Source organism: Pseudomonas juntendi (assembly GCF_009932375.1).
In the GTDB taxonomy this organism is placed as follows: Bacteria; Pseudomonadota; Gammaproteobacteria; order Pseudomonadales; family Pseudomonadaceae; genus Aquipseudomonas; species Aquipseudomonas juntendi.
Map to the genome: position 1 here is coordinate 1 of NZ_BLJG01000204.1, position 9,744 is coordinate 9,744.

Sequence of the window (9,744 nt, forward strand, 5' to 3'; positions counted from 1 at the left end):
GGTTGCTGTCCTGTGCCTGGCCCTGTTGCTGCTGCTGCCCCCGCGACTGATCGGCGACGTTGACGTCGGGCTGCGCCAGCCCCTGCTGGGCGAACAGCTCGCGCAGGCGGTGCACCTGGCTGTCCAGGGCATCACGCACGCCCGCGTGGCCGCTGATGAACGTGATCTGGGTCGCCTGGTCCGCCGCCACATTGACGCGAATGTCCAGGCGGCCCAGCTCGGCCGGCTCCAGCTGGATATCCGCCGACTTGAGATTCTGGCTGGACAAGTACATGACCCGGTTGACCAGGCCCTCAGCCCACGCATTCTGGTTCATCGGCAAGGGCTGGTGCAGCGGGCTGGCACTGGCCGGCACCGCGTTGGCGGTCTTGGCCGTGGCTGCCTGGGTCAGGCTGGCCAGGCGATTGGCGAAGTCGTCGATACGGGTGTCGCTGGCAGCGCTCTTGGTGTCTTTCAGGCCATCTTCGAGCAAGGCACCGAACGCCCCGTCACCGGACTCGGTAGCGTCGCCCTCGGCTTGCTCGACCAGATTCGCCAAGGTATTGACGGCAGCGCGGCCGTCATCGCCCTGGGCCTGAGCCGGATCAAGGGCATGTGCGGAAGTACTGCCTTTGGCCTGGGCGCTGTGCTCCAGCGCCAGGCGCAGGGTTGGCAGGTTGGCCAAGGGGTCGGCGTCAGGGTCGAAGGCTTCTTCGGTGGGTTCTGCCGGCACTGCGGTGGCCAGTTGGGCTTGCGCCGTGGCGGCTTGCAACACGGGCGTCACCGCCTCGGCCTGGGCCTGGATCAACTGCCCGCCGGGCTGGCCATCGGTGACTTGCCCGGCCACCAGGCTGGCGTCCGTCAGCCCGGCATCGGCCTGGGCGGTATCGTCATCTGGCAATTTGTTGCCGTCATCGGCAACCGCTGCCTTGCTGCCCGGGTCTTTCTTGCCGCCAACAGCCGCTTCCGGCTTGTCCTTGGGCCTGGCCTGGGCAACCTTGTCATCGTGCCCAGCCGGCGGGTTGCGCCGCTGCCGGGCCATGACCTGGCCGAAGCCGTCGCCCTTGTCGCCCAACGCCTGCACGGGTTTGTCTGCCTGCAGGGCAGTTGAACGCGCGCTACTGGCGGGGGCATTGGCTTGCAACAAAGGGTTGGGTGCGACAGGCATCGAGCGGTCTCCGCGCCAGAACGTGAGTATCTTCCTGGCGGAGAAAAGCAAGACTCGCGCCAACTAGCCGTCAGCCTGCAGAAATGCGAGCTTTCTCTGCGCGATAAAAGCGCTCTACCTCCTTGTACTCCAGGTCAATGCGGCTGATCAGGTCCTCGATGCCGTACAGCGGCGGCCGCCGCGCTCGCTCTTCAAGCTGCTGGCACAGGCTGGCCAAAACCATCGCGCCCATATTGCTGCTGCTGCCTTTGAAGCTGTGCGCAGCCGCCCTGAGTTCGGGGGCACTTTTGGCCGCATGCAGTTGCCCCACGCGGCACTCCGAATCCTCGAGAAACGTCTCCACCAACTTGAGATAGCCATCCTCCATGACCTCACGCAGGTCGTTGAGGACCCGGTGATCGATATGCATGTCCGTCACTTGCTCACTCCCTGATCAAGCAGATTATGCCCAAGCCCGCCCGGGGCTCACCATTCGAATTCCACCTGCGCACACCGCCCACCCTCTGCCCAGCGCGCATCACCGGCCAGCTGCCGCACCAGGTTCAGGCCACGCCCACTCAGCCCGTGGTCCGGCACAGCCCGTGCCAGTACGCTCGGCACATCGAAACCAGCGCCGCTGTCGCTGACTTCGATACTCAGACGCCCACCCTGGCCACGCGGTTCAACCCTGAAACGGATGCTTACACAACCTTCAGCCAGCGATGCCAGGCGCCGCGCCCGTTCTTGATAATAGTCGGCAAAGCCCTGCACATCGCATTTGAGCTGCGAATCCAGACCCAGCACGCCATGCTCCAGCGCATTGGAATACAACTCGCTGAGCACGCTGTGCAGGTGGCCAGTGCGCGCTCGCAAGCCGGGTATTTCCTGCAACAACTGCACCATGTAGGGCACCGGGTTGAAACTTTTGAGGCTGGCACCCCGCACCTCGAACGCCAACGACCAGTCCTGCGGGCTGGACCGTCCGCTGTCAGCGTAGACCACCGGCATCGGTGGCCGCTCTTTGGCACCGAACATGCGGATATCGCACAGGCTGATATCGTCGCGCGGGTGCCCTCCAAAACGCTCCAGGGCCAACAGCAGCTCGTCGAACAAGCGGGCCGGGTCACGATTGGCGTTCAGCACCTCGCGCAGGCGCCGCTCGCCGAACAGGCGCTCCTGCTCGTCGGCAGTCTCCAGCACCCCGTCCGACAGCAGGAACAGGCGCTCCCCTGGCACCAGCGGCAACATCTCTGTGCTGGCATCGAAGCGTTCGGCCGCCAGAATACCCAGCGGCAGGTGCCGAGACTGCAGCACCGACAACACCTGGCCATCCAGCGAGAGGTGGTAGACATCAGGCATGCCGCCATTCCAGACCTCTACTGCGCCACATTGCATGCTCAGATTCAGCAGCACCGCGCAGCAGAACATGTCGACCGGCAGAATACGCTTGAGCTTGGCGTTCATCTCGCGCAGGACCTCGGCCATGCCGTAGCCCTTGGCGGTCATGCCGTAGAACACCTCCGCCAGCGGCATGGCACCCACCGCAGCCGGCAAGCCGTGGCCGGTAAAATCACCCAGCAGTACACGCATGTCGCCGGCCGGCGTGAAGGCCGCCAGCATCAGGTCACCATTGAACAAGGCGTAGGGTGATTGCAGGTAGCGGATGTTCGGCGCCGCCAGGCAGCCGGCATGCGCCACCTTGTCGAACACGGCCTTGGCCACCCGCTGTTCGTTGAGCAAGTGGTGGTGGTGCCGGGCGATCTGGTCGCGCTGCGCCAGCACGGTACCCTGCAACCGACGCAGGCGGTCCATGGCGCGGATCTTGGCTGCCAGTATTACCGCCCTGTAGGGCTTGGCCATGAAGTCATCGCCGCCCGCTTCCAGGCAACGCACCAGGGCCTCCTCCTCGTTCAGCGAGGTGAGGAAAATGATCGGCACCAGCGCCTCGCCGGCCAGGGCCTTGATCTGCCGCGCCGCCTCGAAGCCGTCCATGACCGGCATCAGCGCATCCAGCAGCACCAACTGCGGGCGCCGCTCGACGAACAGCGCCACGGCCTGCTCACCATTTTCCGCAGTGACAACCTCGTGCCCCTGGCGGCGCACGATCTGCGCCAGCAACAGACGGTCGGCGGCACCGTCCTCGGCAACCAGTACGGTCAATGCCTGTTCGGCCGGCATGTCGGCGCTCAGCTGATCTTGAAGAGTTTTTCGAAATTGGAGATGGCGAGAATCTTGCGCACATCGGAGCTGGGATTCATCACTTCCACCTCGACCGTTTCGCCCGCATGGTCACGCAGCAGCAACAGCATGCCCAGGGCCGAACTGTCGAGGTGGGTCGTGTCTTTCAGATCGACAACCACGCGATCGTGCCGGCCTGGTTGGCGCTCATAAGCACCGCGAAATTCCTGATGCTGGCTGAAATCGAAGCGTCCTTTGATCTTGATCGTCAACGTTTTCCCATCCTGCGTGAGATCAGTTTCCACTGCCATGCGAGCGATTCCTTCGATGATGGCGAATACAGCTTGTTGAAGGTTTAGCAGGCGATGGCACGGGCGGCAAGAACACGGCGCCCACAGGCCGCTTCACAAAGCGACGCCCCGGATTCAGAACTGATCTTGCCGCGGCAGGCGCTGGGACAACTCGTCCAGCAGGCGCTGCTCACGCTTGTCCTCGGCGCGGCGGGCCTCGTCCAGGTAGCGCTGCACCAGCTTGCGCAGCCCCTCCACCCGGGCGTAGGCCTGCTGCCACGTGCCACGGGCATTGTCGAGGTTGTTCTGATGCCAGACCAGGCTCTGCCGCTGCTGGGTCATCGCCGTTTCCAACTGGCCAAGGAAGCGCTGGTAGTTCACCAGCCAGTTGCCATTGACCCCCTGCCCACCGCGGTTGATCCACTGCTGCTGGTAGTCTTCGCGAAACCGCTCCAACTCGGCCAGCTTGGCCTGGGCGACGGCAACTTGCTGCTGGAAATGGCCCAGCCGCTGGGCGGCCTTGCGCTCGGCCTCTTCGGCCATGTCCACCACCGGCGCCAGGCGCGCGGCGCGCCCAGGGAGGGCCATGGCCTATCAGCCGGCCGGGGGCGTGAAGATCGCCCCCAGCTCTTCACGGCTCTGCGCCATACCCACGTTTTCACGCAGGCCCTGGCGCAAGAAGCCCACCAGCTTCGACTGCAGGGCAATCGCCAGGTCAGTCTCCGGATCGCCGCCCGCCACATAGGCACCCACGCTGATCAGGTCGCGGCTTTGCGACAAGCGCGACCACAGCTGCTTGAATTTCTGCGCCTGGCGCAAGTGGTCGGCATCCACCACCTGCGGCATCACCCGGCTGATCGAGGCTTCGATATCCATGGCCGGGTAATGGCCTTCCTCCGCGAGGCGCCGCGACAGCACGAAGTGCCCGTCAAGCACACCACGCGCCGAATCCGCGATGGGGTCTTGCTGATCGTCACCTTCGGACAGCACGGTATAGAACGCGGTGATCGACCCACCGCCCGGCAAGCCGTTACCCGCCCGCTCCACCAGCTTGGGCAGCTTGGCAAACACCGACGGCGGATAACCCCGCGTGGCCGGCGGCTCGCCAATGGCCAGGGCAATTTCCCGCTGGGCCTGGGCAAAACGGGTCAGCGAATCCATCAGCAACAGCACATTCTTGCCTTTATCGCGGAAGTACTCGGCAATGCGCGTGCAGTACATAGCGGCGCGCAGGCGCATCAGGGGGGCATCGTCGGCCGGCGAGGCGACCACCACGGAGCGCTTCAGGCCCTCCTCACCGAGAATGTGCTCGATGAATTCCTTGACCTCGCGGCCCCGCTCGCCAATCAGGCCGACCACGATGATTTCCGCTTCGGTGAAGCGGGTCATCATGCCCAGCAATACCGATTTACCCACGCCAGTACCGGCAAACAGGCCCAGGCGCTGACCCCGGCCGACGGTCAGCAGGCCGTTGATGCTGCGAATACCCACATCCAGCGGTTTGCTGATCGGGTCGCGGTTGAGCGGGTTGATCACCGGGCCGTCCATCGGCACCCAATCCTCGGCCTTCATCCCGCCCTTGCCATCCAGCGCACGGCCCGCACCGTCCAGCACCCGGCCGAGCATGCTCATGCCCATGGGCAGGCGGCCGCCGTCATCCAGCGGCACCACGCGTGCGCCCGGGGCAATGCCGACAATGCTGCCCACCGGCATGAGGAACACCTTGGCCCCGGCAAAGCCCATGACCTCAGCCTCGACCTGCACCGGGTGGTAACTGTCGTCGTTGATCACCAGGCAGCGGCTACCAACGGCGGCACGCAGACCTTCGGCCTCCAGGGTAAGGCCGACCATGCGTAGCAGGCGGCCTTCGACAATCGGCTGGGCGGGCAGCGCAATGGCCTCGGCGTAACTGCCCAGGCGCTTGCTGAAACTGGTGCGTTCAAGGCGCATCAGGGTTGTCCACGGCAGGCTCGAGCGGCGCATCCAGGTCTATCGCCAGGTCGGGTTGAGCCGGGTGCAGGGAATGGTCGTGCAACTGGTCGAACAACTGCGCCACGGCCTTTTCGGTACGCGTTTCCATGCTCGCGTCGATGCGGCTGTGCGCGGTTTCGATGCGGCAACCACCCGGTAACAAGGCGCTGTCTTCCAATAGCCGCCAGTTTTCCTCGTGCCGTTCGCGCAGGGCCTTGGCCAGCTCGAAATCCTGCGGGTTGAGGTGAATACGAATGTTCTCCGCGCCCATGGGCAGCAGCTTGAGTGCCTCGCGCAACACCTGGGTGATCTGGCTGGAGTCGGTGCGCAGCTCACGGCCGATCACCTGGCGGGTCATGTGCGCGACCAGATGCACCAGTTGCTTTTCGATCTGCGTGTCTTGCTCGGCAATCGGCGCCATCAGGTTGCTCATCAGCCGCTCAAGGCTGTCGAGCTTGGCCTTGAGCGCCTCTTCGGCCTCCTGGCGCACCTTGAGCTGGGTGCTATGGAAGCCCTCGCGCTCACCGGTGGCGAAGCCCTCGTTGTAGGCTTCCTGGCGTATGGCTTCGAGCTCTTCCAGGGTCAGTGGCTGGACTTCTTCCAGCGGCACTTCCTCGATTTCGTCCTCGACCACCTCGGGTTCTGGCTCAGGTTGGGGCTCGGGTTGCGGGTCGAAACTGGGCAACGCCCATACATCCACGCCCTCGAGGTCGCGGGCACGGATCAGGTCGCTGGGGTGGTGTTCTTTGGTGGACATTGGTAATGCCTGTGGGTCATAGCGGCAAGCTTCAAGCGGCAAGTTTGAAGAAAAAGCAGGCTGCGCGAGGGCTGCTGTTTCTTGTAGCTTGCCGCTTGTAGCTTGCCGCTTAAATCATTTCCTCGGCGCCTTTGCCGCCAAGCACGATCTCGCCGGCTTCGGCCATGCGCCGGGCAATGGTGAGGATTTCCTTTTGCGCCGTTTCCACATCGCTGACCCGCACCGGGCCCTTGGCCTCCAGGTCGTCGCGCAGCAGCTCCGAGGCACGCTTGGACATGTTCTTGAAGATCTTGTCCTTGACGCGCTCGTCGGCACCCTTGAGCGATACCACCAGCACGTCCGACGACACCTCGCGCAGCAGCGCCTGGATACCGCGGTCGTCGACATCGGCCAAGTTGTTGAAGACGAACATCAGGTCTTCGATCTGCTCCGACAGGTCGCTGTCGATTTCGCGGATCGCATCCATCAACGCGCCTTCCACGGAGCTGTCGAGGAAGTTCATGATGTCGGCGGCGCGCTTGATGCCACCCAGGGTGGTGCGCGCGGCGTTGGAGTTGCCCGAGAACTGCTTCTCCAGAATCTGGTTCAATTCCTTCAAGGCCGCTGGCTGCACCGTGTTGAGCGACGACACGCGCAGCACGATGTCCAGGCGCACCTTGTGGTCGAAGTTGCTCAGTACCTCGCCGGCCTGGTCGGGGTCGAGGTAGGCGACCACGATGGCCTGGATCTGCGGGTGCTCGTAGCGGATCACATCGGCCACGGCGCGCGGCTCCATCCACTTCAGGCTGTCCAGGCCACTGGTGTTGCCACCCAGCAGGATGCGGTCGACCAGGCCGTTGGCCTTGTCCTCGCCCAGCGCCTGGTTGAGCATCTTGCGGATATAGGCATCGGAGCCCACGCCCAGGCTGGTCTGGTCGCCGACAATGTCGACGAACTCGCTCATCACCTGCTCGACCTGGTCACGGTGCACATTGCCCATCTGCGCCATGGCCACACCTACCCGCTGTACCTCCTTGGGGCCCATGTGCCGCAGCACCTGCGCCGCATCGGTTTCACCCAGCGAGAGCAACAGGATCGCCGCCTTGTCCACGCGGCTCAGCTTGGCGGTAACGGCTCGGTTATCACTCATCGGCGTTGATCCACTCTTTCACGACCTGGGCAACACGGCCCGGGTCTTCGGCCACCAGGCCTTTGATTGCGTTGAGCTGTGCCTCGTAACCCTCGCTTGGGCTAGGCAGCAGAATGCTTGTCGGGCCACCCAGGCTGACGCGGTCGTTGGCCAGTTCGCCATCCAGACCCATCATGCCGCCCAGCTCCATGTCGCTATCCGGGGCAGCTTGCTTGCCGCCCCCTGTAATGTTGTTCAACACCGGCCGCAGTACACCGAATACCAGCACCAGGATGAACACTACGCCCAACACCTGCTTGACGATATCCCAGAACCACGGCTGCTGGTAAAAGGCGATGTCGGCAATTTCCTCGCCACGGTCGGCCGCGAACGGCACGTTGATCACCGTCACGCTGTCGCCACGGCTGGCATCGAAACCAACGGCGTCCTGCACCAGGCGGGTGAAGCGCGCCAGGTCTTCGCTGCCCCACGGGGCACGGGTGGTGTCACCGGTCGCCGGGTCGATCTTGACCTGGTCGTCGACCACCACGGCCACCGACAGACGGGTCATGCGCCCTTGCTGCTGGCGGGTGTGGCTGATCGAGCGGTCCAGCTCGAAGTTCTTCGTGCTTTGCTGACGCTTGTCCGACGGGTACGGCGCGAGCATCGGCTGGCCGGTGGCCGGGTCCATGATCTGCTGGCCATTGGCATCGACCAGCGGTTGCCCAGGCTGAATGGCCGCTGCCGGGGTGGCGGCGCCACCGGTGGTCTGCGGTGCCGTGGCCGCACCGGGCGGCTGGTTGCTCAGCGCCCCAGGCACGCCCTGCGGGCCTTGGCTGCTGGCACGTTGCTCATCAACCGACTGCTCACTGCGCAGCGCTGGTTGGTCGGGGTTGAACTGCTCGGAAGTGGACTCGACCGCGCTGAAGTCCAGGTCGGCGGACACTTCGGCCTTGTAGCGGTCGTTGCCCAGCACCGGTTGCAAAATGTTGTGCACACGCTGGGTGAGCATGCTTTCCACCCGGCGGCTGTAGTCGAACTGCTTGCCAGCCTGGGTCAGCGCAGAATCCTGGATCTGCTCGGACAGCAGGTTGCCCTTCTGGTCCACCACGGTGACCTGTGACTTGTCCAGCTCCGGCACGCTGGTGGCGACCAGGTTGACGATAGCCATCACCTGCCCGGGTTCCAGGGCGCGGCCTGGGTACAACTCGACCAGTACCGAAGCGCTAGGCTTGCGTTCGTCGCGCACGAACACCGAGCTTTTAGGAATGGCCAGGTGAACGCGGGCGGCCTTGACGTTGTTCAGGCTCGACACGGTGCGCGCCAGCTCGCCTTCCAGGCTGCGGCGGTAGCGGGTAGCCTCCATGAACTGGCTGGTGCCCAGGCCCTGCTCCTTGTCGAGCAGTTCGAAGCCCACGTTGCCGTCACTTGGTGCCACGCCCGCCGCGGCCAGTTTCAGACGTGCGCGGGCGAGGTCATCGGACTTGACCAGCAAGGCGCCAGAATTGGGTTCGACGTTGTACGGAATGTCGGCCGCAGCCAGGGTGTCCATGACCTGCTTGGTGTCCATGCCCGACAAGCTGCCGTACAGCGGACGGTAATCGGGTTGCTGCGACCACAGCACCACGGCAAAGCCGATCGCCACGCTGGCCGCCAGGCCGACCATGAGGCCGACCTGCCGCAGCATGGGCATCTGCGCGATGTTTTCCAGAAACGCCATGCCGAACAGCGGCGGCTTGGCCGCTGGCGAACCAGCCTTGGCGGGGGCGTTATCGACGACTGCTTCAGCCATGGGTTACATCCGTCCTCAAACCGGCATCTGCATGATGTCCTGGTACGCCTGGACCAGCTTGTTGCGTACCTGGGTCATGGCCTGCATCGACACGCTGGCCTTTTGCGAAGCGATCATCACGTCGGTGAGGTCGACGCCGCTCTTGCCGATTTCGAAGGCATTGGCCAACTGGGTCGAGGCTTGCTGGGTTTCATGCACCTTGCCAATGGCCTGGCCGAGCATGTCGGCAAAGGTGCTTTGACCGGGCGCCAGCTCGGGGGCAGCGGTGACCTTGGGCAGCGACATGGCGTCGGCCTGCATGGCGCGCATATCCAGCATCAGACGATTGAATTCAACACCTTGGCTCATGACCCTTCTCTCTCCTGCGGCCGCATTTTTTTGACACCCATGCAGCGAATAGCCTAGGTAAAGCAACAAAGGTGCCAGCCTCTATCGTTCAGGCAACATCACACCCCTGTGGGAGATTCTATGGTTCCTGGCAAGGGTAGCCGCTGCATCTTCACTGCCTGTGAGATTGAGCGC

The 9,744-nt window shown here is 64.0% G+C and carries 10 protein-coding genes; all 10 read right to left on the minus strand.

Translation table 11 applies throughout. The features are described 5' to 3' along the window. Positions 1-1,147 (minus strand): flagellar hook-length control protein FliK (locus GYA94_RS21340; protein WP_161893057.1); only part of this gene is annotated, 1,147 nt, incomplete at its 3' end. A 70-nt stretch (positions 1,148-1,217) separates the two neighbouring features. After that, complete coding sequence (locus GYA94_RS21345) at positions 1,218-1,565, minus strand: Hpt domain-containing protein (RefSeq protein WP_161893058.1); 348 nt, start codon at positions 1,563-1,565, stop codon at positions 1,218-1,220. Positions 1,566-1,612: 47 nt separating this feature from the next. Beyond that, a complete protein-coding gene (locus GYA94_RS21350) occupies positions 1,613-3,304 on the minus strand; it encodes a fused response regulator/phosphatase (protein ID WP_110680053.1) in 1,692 nt (563 codons plus the stop codon). Positions 3,305-3,312: 8 nt separating this feature from the next. Beyond that, complete coding sequence (locus GYA94_RS21355; RefSeq protein ID WP_110680054.1) at positions 3,313-3,615, minus strand: STAS domain-containing protein; 303 nt, start codon at positions 3,613-3,615, stop codon at positions 3,313-3,315. Between the two features lie 114 nt (positions 3,616-3,729). Then, a complete protein-coding gene (gene fliJ / locus GYA94_RS21360; RefSeq protein WP_054911383.1) occupies positions 3,730-4,182 on the minus strand; it encodes a flagellar export protein FliJ in 453 nt (150 codons plus the stop codon). 6 nt (positions 4,183-4,188) lie between these two features. After that, a complete protein-coding gene (gene fliI, locus GYA94_RS21365) occupies positions 4,189-5,544 on the minus strand; it encodes a flagellar protein export ATPase FliI (protein WP_161893059.1) in 1,356 nt (451 codons plus the stop codon). Continuing rightward, on the minus strand, positions 5,534-6,322 hold the full coding sequence (fliH, locus tag GYA94_RS21370) for a flagellar assembly protein FliH (protein ID WP_161893060.1): 789 nt from the start codon (positions 6,320-6,322) through the stop codon (positions 5,534-5,536). Before fliH ends, fliI begins: the two co-directional genes overlap by 11 nt. Positions 6,323-6,431: 109 nt before the next feature. Beyond that, entirely contained in the window at positions 6,432-7,451 is a 1,020-nt protein-coding gene (gene fliG, locus GYA94_RS21375) for a flagellar motor switch protein FliG (RefSeq protein ID WP_003254434.1), read from the minus strand. Beyond that, on the minus strand, positions 7,444-9,222 hold the full coding sequence (gene fliF, locus GYA94_RS21380; RefSeq protein WP_054904678.1) for a flagellar basal-body MS-ring/collar protein FliF: 1,779 nt from the start codon (positions 9,220-9,222) through the stop codon (positions 7,444-7,446). The genes fliG and fliF overlap by 8 nt, the downstream gene beginning before the upstream one ends. A gap of 15 nt (positions 9,223-9,237) precedes the next feature. Continuing rightward, positions 9,238-9,570: a flagellar hook-basal body complex protein FliE gene (gene fliE / locus GYA94_RS21385; protein ID WP_003254438.1), complete on the minus strand. Its 333-nt coding sequence runs from the start codon at positions 9,568-9,570 to the stop codon at positions 9,238-9,240. Positions 9,571-9,744: the final 174 nt, after the last annotated feature.

What these genes read in the sequence shown, in the direction of transcription:
- GYA94_RS21350 (WP_110680053.1), bottom strand. Translation starts at nt 3,304, where the DNA reads ATGCCGGCCGAACAGGCATTGACCGTACTGGTTGCCGAGGACGGTGCC.
- GYA94_RS21355 (WP_110680054.1), bottom strand. Translation starts at nt 3,615, where the DNA reads ATGGCAGTGGAAACTGATCTCACGCAGGATGGGAAAACGTTGACGATC.
- fliJ (WP_054911383.1), bottom strand. Translation starts at nt 4,182, where the DNA reads ATGGCCCTCCCTGGGCGCGCCGCGCGCCTGGCGCCGGTGGTGGACATG.
- fliI (WP_161893059.1), bottom strand. Translation starts at nt 5,544, where the DNA reads ATGCGCCTTGAACGCACCAGTTTCAGCAAGCGCCTGGGCAGTTACGCC.
- fliH (WP_161893060.1), bottom strand. Translation starts at nt 6,322, where the DNA reads ATGTCCACCAAAGAACACCACCCCAGCGACCTGATCCGTGCCCGCGAC.
- fliG (WP_003254434.1), bottom strand. Translation starts at nt 7,451, where the DNA reads ATGAGTGATAACCGAGCCGTTACCGCCAAGCTGAGCCGCGTGGACAAG.
- fliF (WP_054904678.1), bottom strand. Translation starts at nt 9,222, where the DNA reads ATGGCTGAAGCAGTCGTCGATAACGCCCCCGCCAAGGCTGGTTCGCCA.
- fliE (WP_003254438.1), bottom strand. Translation starts at nt 9,570, where the DNA reads ATGAGCCAAGGTGTTGAATTCAATCGTCTGATGCTGGATATGCGCGCC.